Here is an 18,858-nt window from a genome sequence, read left to right as displayed (position 1 = left end):
ATCGCCCCTGGCCTGCGGAAACGCAGGTCAGAGGCGATTGTGCACTGAGACCCATTGGACTCGTCATCTGTCCGACGTAGCGTGTCGGTATGAAGCCGAACCGCAAGCGCATCGCTCTGATCGCAGCGAGCGCGGCCGTGGTCACCGCGGGCACCGTGGGCGCCGCCGCAGCGGTGTCCGGTGACGACGACGCGAAGGACAGCCCGATCCCAGCCTCAGAGCTGGAGAAGGCCGAGAGGGCAGCACTCGCCGAGACCGGTGAAGGCACTGTCACCGAGACCGAGGTCGACGACGAGGAGAGCAAGTACGAGGTCGAGGTCACCCTCGACGACGGCAGCCAGGTCGACGTGCAGCTCGACGAGGAGTTCCAGGTCGTCGGCACCGAAGACGAGTCCGGCGCGGACGACGACTGACGCGAGGCGACCCCGGTGCGTGCCATCGCAGTCCTGGCCGCCACCTGTTGTGTTTCCATGCCAGCGGCTGTGGCGGAGGGGACCAGCTGCCGCAGTCGGACGAACCGGTTGAGCTCGATCCCGCGGACTTCACCGCGGACGTGACCAACCCGTGGTTCCCGCTCGAGCCGGGAACCCGCTGGACCTACCGGGAGACCACCGAGGACGGCGAGGTCGTCGAGGTGGTCGTCACCGCCACCTCAGCGACCCGCCGTATCGCCAACGGCATCACCGCCCGCGTGGTGCGTGACACCGTCACCCTCGACGACGAGATCATCGAGGACACCCTGGACTGGTACGCCCAGGACGCGGCCGGCACCGTCTGGTACCTCGGGGAGGACACCGCCGAGCTCGAGGACGGCAAGATCACCACCCGGGAGGGGTCGTTCGAGGCCGAGGACAACGGCGAGGTTCTCGCTCTCGGTCAGCGGGCCAGCGTGCCTGCCGGCGAGTACGACGACCTGGTGATGACCGCCGACACCACCCCGCTCGAACCCGACGTGCTGGAGCACAAGTACTACGCACGAGGTGTCGGGGTGGTGCTCACGATCGACAAGGAGGCCGGTGGTCGCGAGGAGCTCCTGTCGGTGACGCAGATCCCGCCGGCGCAGGCGCGCCGCGCCGGCCACGCGGCGCTCGGGCAGGGCTATTGAACGAGTCTCTGGGAAGCGGGAGACCGGTGCCGATGGTCTCCCACGGAGGATGCGTGGTCACCGACTTCTCCCGGATCCACAACTTTGTGGGTCCGGGAGTCGTCCTTTTGGAGACAGGACCGGACCGCGTGCACCGTGGGCCGGTCGACGTGCTTCGTCCGCGCCCGTGTCCACGGGTCGGTGGACGGGGCCGCAACACCACGTCGTCACCGACGGTGGCGGCCAGGAAGGCTGTATCTGTGTCGAGGTTGTTCGTCCTGCTCATCGCCCTGTGCCTCGCCCTGGGCACCCACGTCGCGGAGGTGCCCGCCGCGACGGCGGTCGCGCCCCCCGCGTCCGGGGGAGTGATGGCATCCGTCCAGACGGCTGCGAAGGTCACGGCCACGGACCGCAAGCGGTGGAAGGCGCCGCAGGGACCGTTCTTCAACGACCCTCGCCGCAAGAAGGGCTGGTTCCGGATCGAGCGCAAGGTCATCGACACCATCGAGCACACCCGCAGGGGGTCGACGATCCGGATCGCGGTCTACTCGTTCGACCGGATGCCGGTCGCCCGGGCGCTCATCGCCGCGCACCGGCGGGGCGTCAAGGTGCAGATGATCCTCAACGACCACCAGTACACGAGGGCGATGCGGGCGGTCCGCAAGGAGGTCGGCGCCAAGCGTGGCCGCTCCAGCTTCATCTACCGCTGCAAGGCCGGGTGCCGGAGCAAGCAGAACCAGTACAACAACATGCACACGAAGTTCTACTCGTTCTCCCAGGCCGGCAGGTCCAAGGACGTCCTGGCCGTGGGGTCGGCCAACCTGATGCTCAACGCCGACATCCACCAGTGGAACGACCTCTACTTCACCTCCGGGGACCATGAGCTGTTCCGCCAGTTCGTCCGACTGTTCAACGACATGCGCAAGGACCACGACACGCGACAGCCGCCCCAGTTCTTCTGCGGCACGCCGGCCAACGGCGTGGCGTGCGACGACTCCGTCGACAAGCACACGGTCTGGGCCTACCCCAAGCCGTCGGGCCCGAAGAACGACCTCGTGCTCGACCTGCTGGGCAAGGTCCAGTGCCTCACCCCCGACGGCTCCGGCGGACAGACGCGGAGCCGCATCGCGGTGTCGATGCACACCATGCGTGGCAACCGCGGTGACTACCTGGCCTCCGCGATCAGGCAGAAGTGGGCCGAGGGCTGCAAGGTGCGCCTGATGTACGGCCTGATCGGGTTCCACACCAAGCGGATCATCGGTGCCCCGACGTCGCGCGGGCGGATCCCCCTGCGCTCGACCGGTCTCGACTACAACCCGGACGACGACTACGACCTCAACAAGGACGGCAAGGACGACCTGATCCTGACGTACTACAGCCACCAGAAGTACGTCGCGATCCAGGGCAACTACAACGGCAACCCCGACACGCACATGGTCGTCACGGGGTCCGCCAACTGGGCGAGCCTCAGTCCCGGCAACGACGAGCTCCGGATGACCATCCGCGGCAAGAAGCTGACCCGGAAGTACGTCAGGAACTTCGACTACCAGTGGCAGAACAAGCGCAACTCGCGCAACGCCTACACCACGACGTACGTGAACTTCCGCGTCGCGCGCACTGTGGTCGACGCGGACGGTGAGCCCCGCACGGTCTGGCGCACGGTCCGGCGGCCGGTCGTCACGATCGAACCGGACCCCTACCGCCCGGGGCCGTACTGGGAGAACGACTGATCCGGTCCAGACCACTCGAGATATCTCGGACCAGCCCGTAACAGGCGGCTGCCGGGTGACGCTGAGGAATTGAGCGGCCGCGTCGTCCGCCGAGCCCAGCACCGCCCACCCGTGCCTCGACCTCCCGCCGGGGTACGGATCCCCCCAGTGGCGGTGGGACGGCTCGAACACGACGCACCAACAGCGGCGCGGCCCCCGGGTCGCGCCGCTGCTGTGTCGGGGGCTGCCCCTACGCCAGGGTGCTCGGGTCGGTGTTGGCGCCGCACACCACGACTGCCACGCGCTCGCCCTCGGCCGGGACGTAGGCGCCCGACAGCAGCGCGGCCATCGCTGTCGCCGCACCGTGCTCGGACGCGATCCGGTGCTCGGCCCACAGGTGAGCACGCGCGGCGACGATGTCGTCCTCGCCCACCAGGACCGGGACCGGCGGCTCGGCCAAGGCAGCGGCGTGGGCGAGGTCCCCGATGCGACGCGCGCCGAGCGAGTCCGCCGCGACCCCTGACACGTCCACGTCGACCGGGCGCCCCGCTGCCATCGCGCGGTGGAGCGTCGGGATGAGCTCCGGCTCGACGGCGACGACCCGTGCCCGGCCCCTCGCGGCTGCGGCCACCCCGGCGTACAGGCCGCCGCCCCCGACGGACACGACGATGGTGTCGATGCGGGGCTCGTCGTCGAGCACCTCCTCGGCCAGCGTGCCGGCTCCCGCCGCGACCTCGGGCTGGTCGTAGGCGTGCGCGAACGCGGCTCCCCGCTCGTGCGCGAACGCGACGGCGGCCTCCTGGGCCTCGGCGAACTCCGCGCCGACCCGCCGCACCTCAGCGCCGTAGCGTCGGATGCGTTCGACCTTCACCTCGGGCGCGGTCTCCGGCACGAAGACGGTGGCCCGTACGCCCAGCTCCCGCGCCACGAACGCCTGCGCGAGGCCGGCGTTGCCGCCCGAGGCCACCACGATGCCGGCAGCTCCCAGCTCGCCGCGCTCGCGGGCTGCCAGCTGCCGGTTGAAGGCACCGCGCGTCTTGAAGACACCGCAGTGCTGCAGGTGCTCGCACTTGAGCCACACCCGGTCACGGTCGGAGGGCGCGAGCAGGGGAGTGCGCCGTACGTGTCCGGCGATCCTGTCGCGGGCAGTCAGGACGTCGTCGCGGGTGATGATCACCGCGCCAGTATCCGAGACTCGCCCGCGGCGCCGTCGCCTGCTCCCCGATGACCGGCGCCCGGCCGCCGGTGAGCTCAGCGCGGCTCACGGACGGCCGGACCACCGGGATACCCCCTGGTCGCCGGTGAGTCCCCTGATCCCATCGGCAGCCACGACCGTGCCAACGCGGGTTGACCGCCCCCGGACCGGCTCGTTGCAGTTGTGTGACAAAACACCCCCCGGGTGTGCCGTCGGCTCGCGGGTTCGCCAACGATGGCGGCATGACTGCTGTGACACGGCTCCTCGTGCTGGAGGACGACGCCGGTCTGCGCACCTCGCTGCGCCTCGTCCTGGAGAACGAGGGGTACGAGGTCCTGGAGTCCGCGGACGCCGAGCACGCCCTCACGCTCGTCGACCAGCAGAGCGGCATCGACCTGATGCTCGTGGACCTGATGCTGACCGGGATGGACGGGTTCTCGTTCATCCGGCGAGCGCGACCGCTGTCGCAGGCGCCGATCGTGGTGGTGAGCGCCCGCGACGCCGTGACCGACATCGTGGCGGCCCTCGAGGCGGGGGCCGACGACTACGTCACCAAGCCCTTCGTGGTGGAGGAGGTGCAGGCGCGCCTCCGGGCACTGCTGCGTCGTCCCGCGCTCGCCGGTGACGCGCCCGCTCCCACGTCCGCGGACCGCGTGGTGCTCGACAGCCGGACCGGACCGCTGGTCTTCGACCGTGCCGGGGCGATCCTCGCCCGGGGGGACGCGGAGATCCACCTGACCAGCACCGAGTTCCGTCTGCTCTGCGTGCTCGCCGACCACCCGGGACAGGTGCTCAGCCGTACCGCGTTGCTGGAGCACGTCTGGGAGCACGGCTACTTCGGTGACGAGCGGATCGTGGACGTCCACGTGCGGCGGCTGCGCAAGAAGCTCGAGCTGGACCCGGCAGCGCCGCAGACGCTGGTCACGGTGCGCGGCCTGGGGTACCGGCTGGACGTCAGGTGATCCGGCCGCAGGTCGACGTCGGGCTCCGTACGTCGGTCGTCGTCGCGTTCGCGGTCGGGGCACTCGTGCTCTCGACGGCGCTCGCGCTGGGCACGTACTTCTCGGCGCGGCACTACCTCGTCGAGCAACGCGAGCGGACGGCCCTGCGGCAGGCCTACACCGACGCGGCCCTCGTGCGGGACAACCTGCTCACCTCGGGTGCCCAGGTGAGCGAGGTGCTGGGCGCCATCGCGCAACCGGTCGGCACGACCCTGATCGTGGAACGGGGCGGTCGGCGCTACTCGTCCTCGCTGGACCCCGAGGGGGAAGACGCGACCGGTCCGTTCCGTGAGGCGGTGCTCGACGGGTCGGTGGTGGTGGGCTGGAGCGATGCCACCACCCCGCACTCGGTCGTGGTGGGAGTTCCGCTCCCCGCGGTCGACGCGGTGTACTACGAGGTCGCCGTCGCCGAGGAGCTCGATGCGACGCTGACGACGCTGCAGGTCGCCCTCGCCATCTGCGCTGCGCTGACGACCATCGGGGGTGCCCTCCTGGGCCGCGCCGCCAGTCGCCGGGTGCTGGCCCCGCTCGACCAGGTGACGACCGTCGCGGTGCGCGTCTCCGCCGGTGACCTCGACGCGCGGCTGCCGCCGACGAGCGACCCGGACCTCGCGGCGTTGGTCGGCGCCTTCAACCACATGGTCGAGGCGCTTCGTGAGCGGATCGAGCACGACGCGCGGTTCGCGGCCGACGTCAGCCACGAGCTGCGCACGCCGGTGACGACCCTGACCACGAGCCTCAGCCTGCTCCAGTCCTCCCAGGGACTGCCGCCGGCGTCGCGCGAGGCCGTTGACCTGATGGCAGCCGAGCTCGACAGGTTCACGCGCGCCCTGCGGGACCTGTTGCTGCTGGGACGACTGGACGCCGCGGTCGCCGACAGCGACCCGGTGACGATCGAGATCGGCGACGCCGTGACCCAGGCGCTGCGCGCATGCGGCAAGGCGCCCGGTCTCCTCGCCGCGGGCGAGGCCGCGCGGACACCGGTCACGGTCGTCCGGCCCACCCTTGTCGGCGCACTGGTGAACCTGATCGCCAACGCCGACATGCACGGGGGCGGACTGACCGGCGTGCGCGTGGTCGGTCGCGGCCGGTTCGTCGACGTCCTCGTCGAGGACCAGGGTCCGGGTGTCGCGGAGGCCGACCGCGAGCGCGTCTTCGAGCGTTTCGCCCGCGCCGGAGGACGCAAGCCGGGCAGCGGGAGCGGGCTCGGTCTGAGCATCGTCGAGCGAGGCGTCCGCAACCAGGGGGGCAGCGTGTGGTGCACGTCGGGACGGGACGTGGGGGCCTGCTTCGTGGTGCGCCTGCCTGTCGCCGAGGAGGTCGTGGCGTGACGAACCGGTCGAGGCACCGATGGCGCCTCGCCGTCGCGGCGACGGCGGCCGGTCTCGCCGCCTCCGGCTGCGGCCTGCCCGACGGCGGCGTGACCAGGGTCGACGACGAGGACGTGCCCTACCGGTTGCTGGCGCCCGCCGACCGGTCCGCGGAGTCCCCGTCTCCCACTGGCAGCACGCGTCCCTCGGGCGCCCTCGTCTTCTGGGTCGATGCCGACGACCGTCTGGTGCCGTCGGAGGCGTCGATCTCGTGCAACGAGCCGGCCGGTGCGCAGGTGGCGTACGTCCTGGACCTCTTGTCGTCCGGTCCGACGGACGACGTGCGGACGGAGGGGTGGTCGAGCGCCTGGGTGCCGCCCGCCGACCTGTCCCTCGACGCGATCGAGGGGTCGACGGCCGTGATCTCCGTGGACGCCACGGCGCAGACAAGCGCCGACCGGCTGCCACTGGCGATCGGGCAGGTCACCCTCTCCGTCACGACTGCAACGGGAGTGTCGCAGGTGCTCTACACGGACGGGGAGGGCGAACCGCTCGCGGTGCCGCTCCCGGGGGGTGCCTTCACCGATGCACCGGTCCGACGGACCGACTACGCGAGGCTGGCCGACGGTGCCGTTGCGACCGGCCGTGAGCGCTGGCCCGGCTGCCCGTAGGCCGGCCGGGTTCCCAGGGCGGTCACGTCGCGGTCGTGTCGACCACGAACCACTGCACGGACTCGGTCGCGCGCAGCCGCGACCCCCACCCCTGGGCGGCGACGTCGAAGACCATCGCAGCCGGGCTCGTGTGGGCGGAACGGCGCCCGGGTCGACCGGCGACCGTTCCGGAAGACGAGCATCCCCGGGAACGGACGTCGAGGATGATCCGATCGGGGTCGAGCCACCTGAGTCCGACGGCGACGCGACGCGGGTCGCGCTCGAGCGCCACTCGCGTCGCGGCCTGGACGAGGACGACGAGGCGGTCGGCTGCCTGACCCGGCACGGCCCGGTCCCGGCACCACGCCCGCACGAGGTCGCGGGCGGCGGTGGTCGCCGCGGGGTTCCCCAGGAAGTGGAACCGGGTGGTCCCCGGAGCATCAGGGGCCTCGTCCGCCTCGCCGGACACGGCCACTGCGCGCGGTTCGTCGCTCATGCGGGCACGTGCCGCGGCTGAAGGGGAGCAGGACGTGGTGGGGTCGAGCCCGGTAGTGGCTGGAGGTGGCCGCCCGGACCCCGGTCGGACCCGGACGTGAGGACCCCGCTGCGCCACAAAGGGTCCACCCCGCGGCGCGGGGGCCGGGTCACCACGACGCGCACCCCGCGCTCGAGGCAGGCGCCGTGGAGCCACAGCAGCAGGCCCACTGTCTCCGAAGACAGGCGTCGCGGTCGCCCCAGGTCGACGACGAGCGCCGACGGACCGTGCTGCAGCAGGTCACGCACGCGAGCGCGGTGCCGGGCCGCGGCTCGGCCGTCGCACAGCCCTCGGAGCACCAGACGGGCGTCCCGCTCGACGGCCTCGTGGCTGACGGGTGCGAGAGGTGGTCCTGAGCGGTCCGACATGGTCCACCACGTTCCCCGCGGTGCGTGGCAGCGGCTGGTCCGTCGTGTTGCAGTCGTGTGACGGCGTTCGGACGACCTTCCGGCACCTCGGTCCCGACCCTTGTCCGGGGCCGGCGGGCGTGACGTGATGGAAGTGGGCCCGCTGCCCGTGCCGTGGGTCCGGAAACCGTCCACCACACGCAGGAGGACCTGTGATCGCCATCTCCGAGGAAGCACTGTCCGTCATCGCCCGCGTCACCGGGCACCAGATGCTCGACCGCGGCTCGGGGGTGCGCATCGCCCGACCGACCGGCGGCCGGGGCGGGCTCGAGGTGCACGCGGTCAACCACCCGGGTTCGGACGATCGCGTGGTGGAGCGTGAGGGAGCCCGCCTCTACCTGAGCCCCGAGGCCGCGAGGCGTGTCGCCGGGTGCGAGCTCGACGCCCGCACCGCGCCGGGGGACCGGGTGCAGTTCGTCCTCAAGCGCTGAGGTCGCCCTGCGCCCTGGTCACGCCGGAGCCTCGCTCAACCTCGCGACGAGGGTGCGCGGGCGACGCCGCCGGTGGGTCCCGGGAGCGGACCGAACTGCTGGTTGCAGGTCCAGCCGGCGCACGTCACGAGCTCGAGGCGACGTCGCTCGAGCGCCGCCCGGACCTCCGCGTAGGCCGGGTCGTCGACCACGTTGTCCAGCTCGTCGGGGTCCAGGAGCCGGTCGTAGAGGAACGCGTCGGTCCCGTCGCTGCCGTAGAGGTAGCGCTCGGTGCGTACGCCGCGGTGCGACCAGCCGTCGCCGAGGGTCCGCCCGGTCTGGATCAGGGTGGTGTCGCGGAACGGCTGGACCTCGCCGCGCAGCGTGGGCGCGAGCGACAGGCCATCCACCTGCCACTGCGGGACGACGCCGGTCAGCGAAGCGAACGTGGCGGGCAGGTCGACGAGGGTGGCGGGCAGGTCGGAGGTGCTGCCGGGCGCGACGCCCGGTCCGCGCACGACGAGCGGCACCTGGAGCACCTCGTCGGTCAGCACGTCCTTGCCGACGAAGCGGTGCTCCCCGAGGGAGTAGCCGTTGTCGGATGTGAAGACGATGTAGGTCTCGTCGAGGACGCCCTGGTCGTCGAGGGTCTCCACCAGCGAGCCGACGGCCCGGTCGACGGCCTGGAGCGACTGGAGCCGGGCGGTGTTCTCGGCCGTCACGTCGGCCCGCGACACCTGCCTGCGGTTGCGCAGGTAGCTGGGCTGGTCGGAGACGTCCGCCTCGTTGAACGCCGGGTCGTCGAAGGCCGCGGGACGCTCGCCGAGGAAGAGCTCCCGGTCCTGCGGCAGGGCAGGGGCATTCCCGCGACCGCCCTCGGGTGAGATGCGGTAGTGCGGAGCGAGGTGCCAGGCATAGACGACGAACGGGTCGCCGCTGCGGGCGAAGTCGCGGACCGCGCGGTTGGTGTGGTCCTCGATGACCGAGGTGACGTAGCTGTCGGTGTAGCGGCGCGGGTCGCCGTCGCCGGTCATCGAGAAGTCCACGTAGTCGTAGACCCCGCGCATCAACGCGTCCCAGCGGGTCCAGCCGGCGGGGCGGACGTCGTGGGGCCCGTAGCCGTTGAGGAACTTGCCGACGAAGGCCGTCTGGTAGCCGCTGTCGCGGAACCAGGCGCTGGCCTCGTCGGCGGGGTCGAGCGCCGCGAAGCCGCCGTGCTCGCCCCGGTTGTGCTGCACGCCGTTGTTCTGGGCGTACTGCCCGGTGGCGAGCTGGGCGCGCGCGGGACAGCACAGCGGGTGGGGCGAGATCGCGTCGGTGAACTCCATGCCCTGGTCGGCCAGCAGGCGTCGCGTGATCGGCATGTGGTCGAGGTCGTCGTCGCGCATGTCGTCGGTGAGGACGAAGACGAGGTTGGGACGCGACCGTGCGTCCCCCGGGGTGGCTGAGGGCGACTGGGTGCCCTGCACCATCCGCACCACCCCCGTGCCGCTGGAGTCACCCGTGGTGCTGACCGTGGCGAGGGTGGCGACGAGTACGACGAGGAGGGCAGCCGTGATCGACTGTGCCCACGTTCGCATCATGCCCCTCGCCGAGACCCTGAGGGTCCTGTCGTCCGCCCCTGTGTGGGCGCAACAGTAGGGCTGGTCGGGCCCGCTCCCCAAAGCGACACGACGACTGGGGCCGAGATGGTCCCAGCCGTTAGCCTGTGGTCTCGCCGAGACCCCGGCACGACCCGCACGAAGGAGCCTGCAGCACCCGCCATGGACGAGAGTCAAAGTCCCCGCACGACCGCACCGGGCACCGGGTGCGCGTCGTGACCCCCTTCCTGCTCCTGCTCGCCTCCCTGGCCCTCGTGGCGGCCTGCGGCCTCTTCGTCGCCGCGGAGTTCTCCTTCGTCACCGTCGACCGGCCGAGCGTCGAGCGTGCCGCCGCTGACGGCGACGAGGGCGCCCGCGGCGTCCAGCTCGCGCTCCGGTCGCTGTCGACCCAGCTCTCCGGAGCGCAGGTCGGCATCACCGTCACCAACCTGGCGATCGGCTTCCTCGCCGAGCCGGCGATCGCCGACCTCATCCGCGAACCGCTGGCGTCGACCGGCATCCCCGACGGGGCGGTCTCGCCGCTCGCGCTGACGCTCGGCCTGGTCCTCGGCACGGTCGTCACCATGATCTTCGGTGAGATGGTGCCCAAGAACATCGCGATCGCCCGGCCGCTGGCGACCGCCCGGGCCACCCAGGGCTTCATGCGCGGCTTCACCGCCATGACCAGCCGCCCGATCCGGGTGCTCAACGGCTCGGCCAACGCGATCGTGCGGCGCTTGGGCATCGAGCCCCAGGAGGAGCTGCGGTCGGCGCGCAGCAGCCAGGAGCTCGCCTCCCTCGTCCAGCGCTCGGCCGACCAGGGCACCCTGGACGCCGACACCGCCGAGCTCGTCGAGCGCTCGGTCGAGTTCGGCAGCCGCACCGCCGGCGAGATCATGACCCCGCGTGTACGCACCACGACGGTGGAGGAGGGCGAGCGGGTCTCCGCGGTCATCGACCTGGCCCGCCAGACCGGGCACTCCCGGTTCCCCGTGCTCGACGCCGAGGACACCGTCGTCGGCACCGTGCACGTCAAGCACGCGGTCGCCGTACCCGTGCACGAGCGCTCGACCACCCGCATCAAGCACGTGATGGTCAAGCCCGTCGTCGTGCCCGACAGCCTGCGGCTCGACCCGCTCCTCGCCCTGCTGCGCCAGGACGGCTTCCAGATGGCCGTCGTGCTCGACGAGTACGGCGGCCACGCCGGCATCGTGACGCTCGAGGACGTCGTGGAGGAGATCGTCGGTGACATCTCCGACGAGCACGACCGCCTCGGCGCCCGGATCCGGCAGCGCCGCGACGGCAGCTGGACCCTCTCCGGCCTCCTGCGCCCCGACGAGGTGGAGGACGTCACCGAGGTCGAGCTGCCTGACCACGAGGACTACGACACCGTCGGCGGTCTCGTGATGCGCGAGCTCGGCAAGATCCCCGAGCCCGGTGACCGCATCGAGCTCCCGGTGCCTGACCGGACCGACCCCCACGAGCCGCGCGAGCGCCTGGTGACGCTGACCGTCCAGCGGATGGACGGACTGCGCATCGACCGGCTCGACCTGCGCGTCGTCGCGGCGGAGTCGGAGTCCGGGTCCGGATCCGGTTCCGAGGGGGGACGTCGATGAACAGCGACCTCTTCGGCGTCGGCCTGGCCGTCGTGCTGCTCGCCCTCAACGCATTCTTCGTCGGCGCCGAGTTCGCGCTGCTCGCGGCTCGTCGCAGCCAGATCGAGCCGCGCGCCCAGGAGGGCTCGCGAGCCGCGCGTACGACGCTGCGCGCGATGGAGAACGTCTCGCTCGTCATGGCGGGCGCCCAGCTGGGCATCACGGTGTGCTCGCTGGGCCTCGGTGCGATCGGCGAGCCCGCGGTGGCCCACCTGCTCGAGCCGGTGTTCCACGCCGCCCGCCTCCCGGACGACCTGCTGCACCCGGTCTCGTTCGTGGTGGCGATGTCGATCGTGGTCTACCTCCACGTCGTCCTCGGCGAGATGGTCCCCAAGAACATCGCCCTCGCGGGTGCCGACCGGGTCGCCATGGTCCTGAGCCCGCCGATGATGGTGATCGTCACCGTCCTCCGGCCGGTGATCGGCGGCATGAACATGGTCGCCAACGGGGTCCTCCGGCTCCTGCGCATCGAGCCGAAGGACGAGGTCCACTCCAGCTTCACCCGCGAGGAGGTCGCCGCGCTCGTCGAGGAGTCCCGCGGCGAGGGGCTGATCGAGGCCGACGAGTACGACCGGCTCGCCGGCGCGCTCGGGTTCACGGAGAAGTCGGTGTCGTCGATCCTGATGACCCCGGGCACCCTCGCCACGGTCGCGCCCGGCTCGACCGTCGCGGACGTCGAGGCCGTGTGCGCCGCGACCGGCTTCAGCCGGTTCCCGGTGGCCGGCGCCGACGGCTCCCTCCTGGGCTACCTCCACATCAAGGACGCCCTCGAGTCCGACGACGACAAGCGATCGCGGGTCATCGAGGACAAGTGGATCCGCCCGTTCGCGTCGGTCCACCCCGACGACCTGCTGCACGAGGCGCTGGAGAGCCTCCAGGTCAAGGGCGCCCACATGGCCCGCGTGGTGGAGCGCGACGGGACCGTCGTCGGCCTGATCGCCCTCGAGGACGTCCTCGAGGAGCTCGTCGGGGAGATCCGCGACGCAGCGCACCACGACGTGTCCGGCGCCGACGCGCACTGAGCGCTGGATAGGGTCTGAGCGTGTCCGAGGAAGCGTCCCGCGTCTGGACCGTGCCCAACATCGTCAGTGTGGTGCGGCTGGCCGGCGTGCCCTTGTTCCTCTGGCTGGTGCTCGGGCCCGAGGCGGACGCGATCGCGCTCGTCGTGCTGATGGTCGCCGGCTTCACCGACTTCCTCGACGGCTGGCTCGCCCGGCGCCTCGACCAGTACTCCAGGCTCGGCGAGATCCTCGACCCGGTGGCCGACCGGCTCTACATCCTGGCGGTGGTCATCGGGCTCTTCCTGCGCGACATCATCCCGTGGTGGGTGGCCCTGGCCCTCCCGCTGCGCGACCTCTTCCTCTGGGGGCTGGTGCCGATCCTGCGCACCCGTGGCTTCTCCGCACTGCCGGTGCACTTCCTCGGCAAGGCCGCCACCTTCAACCTGCTCTACGCCTTCCCGCTGCTGCTGCTCGGCGAGGGCGACGGTGTCGTGGCCACGCTCGCGCGCAACTTCGGCTGGGCCTTCGCGTGGTGGGGGATCGGCCTGTACTGGTGGGCCGGCGTCCTCTACGCGTGGCAGGTGCGCACGCTGCTGCGGGAGACCCCGCGGCGTACGTCGACGGCGAGCGACCATGGATGAGCAGCAGGGGGCGACGCAGGCACCCGAGCGCCCGCTGCCCGCGCACGTCACCACGCCGCTGCTGACCCTCATCACGGCGCGGTCGATGGACGAGGACTACGCCCACGTCGCGCAGAAGCGCGCGGCGTCGGGTGACGTACGCCCTCGAGCCGTCCGCCCGCACTGGGCCAGCGTGCTGGCCGTCGCCGCGCTCGGAGTGATGACGGCGGTGGTCGCCGCCCAGACCGACCGGCAGGCTCCCGTCGACGAGCTGAGTCGCGCCGCCCTGATCGAGCAGATCGACAGCCGCAGCGACGACCTGCAGTCGCTGCAGGCCGAGGTGGGGGACCTGACCCGCTCCAACGCAGCCGTCGCCAGCCGCAACACCACGATCCAGGGCCAGCTCGACGACATCGGGTCGCGGGTGCAGCGGGCCGAGTTCCTCACCGGCTACTCCGTCGTCAACGGCCCGGGCGTGCGGATCACGGTCGACAGCGCGCCCGATGCGGGCGTGGACAGCGAGGTCGTCGACGAGGACCTCGCCACGCTCGTGGACGGGTTGTGGGAGGCCGGTGCGGAAGCGATCGCGATCAACGACCAGAGGCTCAACGCGCTCGGCGGGATCCGCAACACCAACCGGGCGATCCACGTCAACGGCCGGCCCGTCAACGCTCCCTACACCGTGTCCGTGATCGGCGACCCCCGCACGCTCCAGGCGCGGCTGCTGCAGACCAGCCAGGGCCAGGAGTGGTTCGCGCTCGTCAACGGGCTGGACTTTGTCTACACCCCGCAGAATGTCGACGACATCCGCCTGCCGGCTGCACCCGAGCGCATCCTTCGTGATGTGATCGAGCTCAACGCCGACCCCGACAGCGGACCGGATGGAGAGGGGAGCTCGCCGTGATCGCCGCCCTTGGCCTGCTCCTCGGCATCATCGCCGGCCTCGTGTTCGCCCCCGACGTGCCGCTCAGCCTGCAGAACTACCTGCCCATCGCGGTCGTCGCCGCGCTCGACGCCGTGTTCGGCGGCCTGCGCGCCTACCTCGACGGGATCTTCGACGACAAGGTCTTCGTCGTCTCGTTCGTCAGCAACGTCGTCGTCGCCGCCGCGATCGTCTACCTCGGCGACCAGCTCGGCGTCGGATCGCAGCTGAGCACCGGCGTGATCGTCGTGCTCGGCATCCGGATCTTCTCCAACGTCGCAGCGATCCGCAGGCACGTGTTCCATGCGTGACGACGAGCCCGGCACGCCCGACGCGCCCGACCGGCCGCGGCCCTCGCTCGTACCCTCGCGCCGGCAGGCGGTCGTCGCGGTGCTGCTGGCCGTCCTCGGCTTCGCCTTCGTGGTCCAGGTGCGCGACACCAAGGCCAACGACACCTACGCCGGCCTCCGCGAGAGCGAGCTGATCGAGGTGCTCGACGGCCTCACCGGCACCGCGGAGCGGGCGCGACGCGAGGTCGACCGCCTCGAGAGCCGCCGTGACGAGCTGCGCGACGAGAACCAGGCCCGAGCGGCCGCACTCGACGAGGCCGAGCAGCGGGTGCGGACCCTCAACATCATCGCCGGCCTGGTGCCGGTGACCGGCCCCGGGCTGCGGGTGACCATCACCGAGAGCACCGGGCGGGTCGCCGTCGGCTCGTTGCTCGACACCGTCCAGGAGCTGCGCACCGCGGGCGCCGAGGCGATGGAGTTCAACGACGAGGTGAGGCTCGGTGCCGACAGCTCCTTCGAGAACGCGGTCGGCGGCATCGAGCTCGACGACCAGCTGCTCGAGCCGCCCTACGTCCTCGACGTGATCGGCGACCCGCACATCCTGCGTACGGCGCTCAGCTTCTCCACCGGCCCGATCGAGACCCTCGAGGGCCTCGACGGAGCCACCGTGACCGTCGAGGAGCTCGAGGCCGTCGAGATCACGAGCGTCCGCGAGGCCGTCCGACCTGAGTATGCGGAGTTCGGCACCGGCCAGTAGCCTGCCGGGCAGCCCGATCCACCCGATCCACCCGATCCACCCGATCCACCCCGGTCCACCTGATCCAGCCCACACACCCAAGGAGCCCACGTGTATCCGGAGAACCTCAAGTACACCAGCGAGCACGAGTGGGTGCGTACGCCCGGGGACACCGACGGCTCGGTGCGGATCGGGATCACCGACTTCGCGCAGGACGCGCTCGGCGACATCGTGTACGTCTCGCTCCCGCAGGTCGGGGACCAGGTGACGGCAGGGGAGACGTGCGGCGAGCTGGAGTCGACGAAGTCGGTCAGTGACATCTACGCGCCGGTGACCGGCGAGGTCGTGGCCACCAACCCGGCCCTCGACTCGACGCCCGAGCTCGTCAACAGCGACCCCTACGAGGCAGGCTGGCTCTTCGAGGTCAGCGTGTCCGACGCCGCCCAGGTCGACGGCCTGATGGACGCCGCCGCCTACCAGGCCGGCCTGGCCGGCTGACCAGCACCCGATCACTGCCGGATCGCCCGCCGTGTCCATGGCGGGACTGGTAGGTTCGGGACAACCGTCAACCTCAACCCTCGCCTGAGGGTTCAGCGTCGATCCGTCGAGGAGTTCCCCATGCCGTTCTGCACCGCCTGTGGCAAGCAGAACCCTGACGATGCCCGCTTCTGTGCCCAGTGCGGCACCAGGCTGCTCGGCGGGGAGGACACGGGCGCGAGCCCGGTCGAGCCAAGCCAGGTCGAGTCCACCGCGACGATCACGTTCGGGGCTCCCGATCAGCGTGAGTCGTCCGACCGGCAGCTCAGCCCGGTCGACGCCGCAGCCGTCGACGCGCTCCCGGCCGGTCACGCGCTGCTGGTGGTGCAGCGCGGCCCGAGCGCCGGCAGCCGCTTCCTGCTCGACACCGAGGTCGTGGGCGCGGGGCGCCACCCGGACAGCGAGATCTTCCTCGACGACGTGACCGTCTCGCGTCGGCACGCAGAGTTCCGCCGGTCCGGCAACGGCTACAGCGTCAGCGACGTCGGCAGCCTCAACGGCACCTATGTCAACCGCGACCGGATCGACTCCGTCGAGCTCAACGACGGAGACGAGGTCCAGATCGGCAAGTACCGCCTCGTCTTCTTCTCCTCCCACCCGGACCACTGATCCGTGAGTGCCTCGACGTCCGCGGGCTCGAGTCGCGGCGCCCGCTACAACATCGGGCAGGTCCTCGACCAGCTCCGCTCCGACTTCCCGGGCGTGACCATCCCCAAGATCCGGTTCCTCGAGGAGCAGGGCCTGGTCAAGCCCGAGCGGACGGCCGCGGGCTATCGCAAGTTCTCCGGCGACGACGTCGAGCGGCTGCGCTACATCCTGCTGATGCAGCGTGACCACTACCTGCCGCTCAAGGTGATCGGTGACCACCTCGACGCCATCGACCGCGGCCTCGAGCCGCCGGCGATCGAGTCGGTCGTACCGACAGTGCCCAAGGTGGCGCTGAGCTCCGACGGGCTGCCCAGCCCCGAGTCGTTCCGTCGCTCCAGCGACCTGCGCCTCTCGCGACGCGAGCTGATCAAGGTGGCCGACATCTCCGAGGACCTGCTCGCCCAGCTCGAGCAGTACGGGCTCGTCGCCGCACGCACGGGCACGGGTCACTTCGACAGCGACGCCCTGGTCGTCGCCCAGACCGCGCGCGAGCTCGCCGACTTCGGGTTCGAGCCCCGCCACCTCCGCGCCTTCAAGACCGCCGCGGACCGTGAGGTCGGTCTGGTGCAGCAGGTGGTGGCGCCGCTCGCCCGCGGTCGCGACGCGGCCGCACGCGGTCGGGCCGAGGACGCGACCTCCGAGATCGCGGCCCTGTCGGTGCGTCTGCACGCCACGCTCGTGAAGGTCGGCCTCGACCGCGGCTGACTGCCGTCGGCCGGCGGCGTGTCGGACGTACGGCCTGTCGGACAGGACGAACCCCGGTCGTGTCGGCGTACGCCGGCTGGGCCGGGGCCCGGGGCGGGCCTTCCTCCTGTCCGACAGGCCGCGGCGCGTCGGACGTACGGAACCCTCCCGGGGTGCCGACCGGGACCGTGACGGGACGACGGCCCGCGGAGTTCTGGTCGTCCGACAGGCCTCGGGATGGCGGCGGACGGCCCAGCATCGGCCGGTCCAGGTGGGTGCCCCGCACAGTCAGGACACGTGAGTAGTCTGGAGGCATGCGCGAAATGGACGTCGTCGGAGTCCGCGTCGAGATGCCCTCCAACCAGCCGATCGTGCTCCTGCGCGAGGTGACGGGGGAGCGCTACCTGCCGATCTGGATCGGTGCCGTCGAAGCCACGGCCATCGCTTTCGCCCAGCAGGGCGTCACGCCGCCGCGCCCGCTGACGCACGACCTGATGCGCGACGTGCTGGAGGCCACGGGCCAGCGGCTCGAGGAGGTGCGGATCGTCGACATGCAGGACGGCGTGTTCTTCGCGCAGCTCGCGTTCGACGGCGGTGCCGAGGTCGGGGCCCGGCCCTCGGACTCGATCGCCCTGGCTCTGCGCACGGGCAGCCGCATCGTGTGCGCCGAGTCGGTGCTCGAGGAGGCCGGTCTCGCGGTCCCGGCCGAGCAGGAGGACGAGGTCGAGCGGTTCCGCGAGTTCCTCGACCACGTCTCGCCCGACGACTTCGAGGCGCACTGAACGCCTGGCACCGGTCGGCGTCGACGGCACTCCGGCCCCACCAGCAACAGTGACCCTCAACCTGAGGTTGAGGGTTGCGACACGCCGTGGCGTGGATGGACAACCCGCACCGTCGGGCTTACCTTGAACTGTCTCTGTTGTAACTCCACCGCTGTGGTTGTCGGTCCTCCGGCCGCTCGGCGGGTCCTTCCCCCAGGAGTTACCGCTCAGCGGAGGAACTGACCTGGAGGGTCGCAGTGGCTAGCAACGAGAACGAACACGGCGCAGACGCCGCCCGAGTGAAGGCTGCGACCGAGGCCGCCGACCTCGCCGAGGAGCAGGGGCTGCTCTTCGCCGACGACGTCTCGCCGCTGCCGAGCGACACCGGCTACCGCGGGCCGACGGCCTGCAACGCGGCCGGCATCACCTACCGCCAGCTGGACTACTGGGCCCGTACGGGCCTGGTCGAGCCCAGCGTGCGCGGCGCCGCCGGCTCGGGCTCGCAGCGGCTCTACTCCTTCCGCGACATCCTGATCCTCAAGGTCGTCAAGCGGCTGCTCGACGCGGGCATCTCGCTGCAGCAGATCCGCACCGCGACCGCCCACCTGCGCGAGCGCGGCACCGACGACCTCACGCGCGTGACGCTGATGAGCGACGGCGCCTCGGTCTACGAGTGCACCAGCAACGACGAGGTCATCGACCTGCTCCAGGGTGGCCAGGGCGTCTTCGGCATCGCCATCGGCGGAGTCTGGCGCGAGATCGAGGGCACGCTCGCGGAGCTCCCCTCCGAGCGGACCGCCGAGGAGCCGGCCGCCACCCTCCCGGGTGACGAGCTCGCCGCCCGGCGTGCGGCCCGCCAGACCGGCTGAGCACGCGCACGCACCGCACGATCCTCCGACGACGCCGCCCGGACACCGGGCGGCGTCGCCCATTTCCTGTGTCTCTTTCCCCCACCTTCGGCATGGGCGCCCGGACGGCGGGGGCTAGACTCGACGACGCCGACATCCCATGCGGGAGAGTCACGGCGACCGGTCACCTGGCCGGGAGGCCGTGCGCCGAAGGGGCAATTCCTCCCCGGAACCTCTCAGGCACCCGGACCGCAACGGGTTGGCACTCTGGAGGT

22 protein-coding genes and 1 riboswitch are annotated in these 18,858 nt (G+C 71.4%); of the genes, 18 read left to right on the top strand and 4 right to left on the bottom strand.

The features are described 5' to 3' along the window. Positions 1-89: 89 nt before the first annotated feature. The 3 genes from AC57BS_RS02490 (at position 90) to AC57BS_RS02480 (ending at position 2,814) form a co-directional block, all read left to right on the top strand. Positions 90-413 carry a PepSY domain-containing protein gene (locus AC57BS_RS02490; RefSeq protein ID WP_496409910.1) on the top strand — a complete coding sequence of 108 codons (324 nt, stop codon included), beginning with the start codon at positions 90-92 and terminating at the stop codon, positions 411-413. Between the two features lie 140 nt (positions 414-553). Beyond that, positions 554-1,105, top strand: coding sequence for a hypothetical protein (locus tag AC57BS_RS02485; protein WP_496409909.1), 552 nt, complete (start codon positions 554-556; stop codon positions 1,103-1,105). Positions 1,106-1,344: 239 nt separating this feature from the next. Continuing rightward, the gene (locus tag AC57BS_RS02480; RefSeq protein ID WP_496409908.1) at positions 1,345-2,814 is read left to right on the top strand and encodes a phospholipase D-like domain-containing protein; all 1,470 of its coding nucleotides are present in this window, start codon (positions 1,345-1,347) and stop codon (positions 2,812-2,814) included. Between the two features lie 229 nt (positions 2,815-3,043). On the opposite strand, the gene AC57BS_RS02475 is transcribed toward AC57BS_RS02480, so the two are convergent. Beyond that, entirely contained in the window at positions 3,044-3,970 is a 927-nt protein-coding gene (locus AC57BS_RS02475; protein WP_496409907.1) for a threonine/serine dehydratase, read from the bottom strand. A gap of 260 nt (positions 3,971-4,230) precedes the next feature. On the opposite strand from AC57BS_RS02475, the gene AC57BS_RS02470 reads away from it, so the two are divergent. The 3 genes from AC57BS_RS02470 to AC57BS_RS02460 are packed head-to-tail and all read left to right on the top strand — an operon-like array spanning position 4,231 to position 6,970. After that, positions 4,231-4,950 (top strand): winged helix-turn-helix domain-containing protein, encoded by a 720-nt coding sequence (locus AC57BS_RS02470; RefSeq protein WP_496409906.1) that lies wholly within the window; start codon positions 4,231-4,233, stop codon positions 4,948-4,950. Continuing rightward, positions 4,947-6,320, top strand: coding sequence for a sensor histidine kinase (locus AC57BS_RS02465; protein ID WP_496409905.1), 1,374 nt, complete (start codon positions 4,947-4,949; stop codon positions 6,318-6,320). Before AC57BS_RS02470 ends, AC57BS_RS02465 begins: the two co-directional genes overlap by 4 nt. Continuing rightward, on the top strand, positions 6,317-6,970 hold the full coding sequence (locus AC57BS_RS02460; protein ID WP_496409904.1) for a hypothetical protein: 654 nt from the start codon (positions 6,317-6,319) through the stop codon (positions 6,968-6,970). Before AC57BS_RS02465 ends, AC57BS_RS02460 begins: the two co-directional genes overlap by 4 nt. A 22-nt stretch (positions 6,971-6,992) precedes the next feature. Here AC57BS_RS02460 and AC57BS_RS02455 read toward each other — a convergent pair whose 3' ends face one another. Continuing rightward, a complete protein-coding gene (locus AC57BS_RS02455) occupies positions 6,993-7,445 on the bottom strand; it encodes a hypothetical protein (protein ID WP_496409903.1) in 453 nt (150 codons plus the stop codon). Continuing rightward, on the bottom strand, positions 7,442-7,852 hold the full coding sequence (locus tag AC57BS_RS02450; RefSeq protein WP_496409902.1) for an STAS domain-containing protein: 411 nt from the start codon (positions 7,850-7,852) through the stop codon (positions 7,442-7,444). The genes AC57BS_RS02455 and AC57BS_RS02450 overlap by 4 nt, the downstream gene beginning before the upstream one ends. Positions 7,853-8,043: 191 nt before the next feature. Here AC57BS_RS02450 and AC57BS_RS02445 point away from each other — a divergent pair, with 191 nt between their 5' ends. Further along, positions 8,044-8,322, top strand: coding sequence for a hypothetical protein (locus tag AC57BS_RS02445; protein ID WP_496409901.1), 279 nt, complete (start codon positions 8,044-8,046; stop codon positions 8,320-8,322). A 35-nt stretch (positions 8,323-8,357) separates the two neighbouring features. Here the strand turns inward: AC57BS_RS02445 and AC57BS_RS02440 are convergent, their stop codons facing one another. Continuing rightward, positions 8,358-9,884 carry a sulfatase-like hydrolase/transferase gene (locus AC57BS_RS02440; RefSeq protein ID WP_496409900.1) on the bottom strand — a complete coding sequence of 509 codons (1,527 nt, stop codon included), beginning with the start codon at positions 9,882-9,884 and terminating at the stop codon, positions 8,358-8,360. Between the two features lie 233 nt (positions 9,885-10,117). Between AC57BS_RS02440 and AC57BS_RS02435 the strand changes: the two genes are divergently transcribed. From AC57BS_RS02435 to AC57BS_RS02385, 11 genes are all read left to right on the top strand, one after another. Beyond that, positions 10,118-11,497, top strand: a complete 1,380-nt coding sequence (locus tag AC57BS_RS02435) for a hemolysin family protein (protein ID WP_496409899.1) — start codon at positions 10,118-10,120, stop codon at positions 11,495-11,497. Continuing rightward, positions 11,494-12,558, top strand: coding sequence for a hemolysin family protein (locus tag AC57BS_RS02430; protein WP_496409898.1), 1,065 nt, complete (start codon positions 11,494-11,496; stop codon positions 12,556-12,558). The genes AC57BS_RS02435 and AC57BS_RS02430 overlap by 4 nt, the downstream gene beginning before the upstream one ends. 20 nt (positions 12,559-12,578) lie before the next feature. Continuing rightward, positions 12,579-13,178: a cardiolipin synthase ClsA gene (gene clsA, locus AC57BS_RS02425; protein WP_496409897.1), complete on the top strand. Its 600-nt coding sequence runs from the start codon at positions 12,579-12,581 to the stop codon at positions 13,176-13,178. After that, on the top strand, positions 13,171-14,061 hold the full coding sequence (locus AC57BS_RS02420; RefSeq protein ID WP_496409896.1) for a DUF881 domain-containing protein: 891 nt from the start codon (positions 13,171-13,173) through the stop codon (positions 14,059-14,061). The genes clsA and AC57BS_RS02420 overlap by 8 nt, the downstream gene beginning before the upstream one ends. Continuing rightward, entirely contained in the window at positions 14,058-14,390 is a 333-nt protein-coding gene (locus AC57BS_RS02415; protein ID WP_129454038.1) for a small basic family protein, read from the top strand. The genes AC57BS_RS02420 and AC57BS_RS02415 overlap by 4 nt, the downstream gene beginning before the upstream one ends. Next, on the top strand, positions 14,383-15,126 hold the full coding sequence (locus AC57BS_RS02410) for a DUF881 domain-containing protein (protein ID WP_496409895.1): 744 nt from the start codon (positions 14,383-14,385) through the stop codon (positions 15,124-15,126). The genes AC57BS_RS02415 and AC57BS_RS02410 overlap by 8 nt, the downstream gene beginning before the upstream one ends. Before the next feature lie 90 nt (positions 15,127-15,216). Continuing rightward, a complete protein-coding gene (gene gcvH, locus AC57BS_RS02405) occupies positions 15,217-15,603 on the top strand; it encodes a glycine cleavage system protein GcvH (RefSeq protein WP_496409894.1) in 387 nt (128 codons plus the stop codon). 120 nt (positions 15,604-15,723) lie between these two features. Beyond that, a complete protein-coding gene (locus AC57BS_RS02400) occupies positions 15,724-16,251 on the top strand; it encodes a zinc-ribbon and FHA domain-containing protein (RefSeq protein WP_496409893.1) in 528 nt (175 codons plus the stop codon). Positions 16,252-16,254: 3 nt separating this feature from the next. Beyond that, positions 16,255-16,995, top strand: a complete 741-nt coding sequence (gene ftsR, locus AC57BS_RS02395; RefSeq protein WP_496409892.1) for a transcriptional regulator FtsR — start codon at positions 16,255-16,257, stop codon at positions 16,993-16,995. Between the two features lie 293 nt (positions 16,996-17,288). Continuing rightward, the gene (locus tag AC57BS_RS02390; protein ID WP_496409891.1) at positions 17,289-17,756 is read left to right on the top strand and encodes a bifunctional nuclease family protein; all 468 of its coding nucleotides are present in this window, start codon (positions 17,289-17,291) and stop codon (positions 17,754-17,756) included. 278 nt (positions 17,757-18,034) lie between these two features. Beyond that, positions 18,035-18,604 (top strand): MerR family transcriptional regulator, encoded by a 570-nt coding sequence (locus AC57BS_RS02385; protein ID WP_496409940.1) that lies wholly within the window; start codon positions 18,035-18,037, stop codon positions 18,602-18,604. A 132-nt stretch (positions 18,605-18,736) separates the two neighbouring features. After that, a riboswitch (glycine riboswitch) is annotated at positions 18,737-18,845 on the top strand. The last annotated feature ends 13 nt before the right edge of the window (positions 18,846-18,858 follow it).

This window comes from Nocardioides sp. BGA-UO-ETr-FS32, assembly GCF_059567905.1.
The sequence above is the reverse complement of the archived record's forward strand: the minus strand, read 5'-3'. Positions and strand labels throughout refer to the sequence as shown.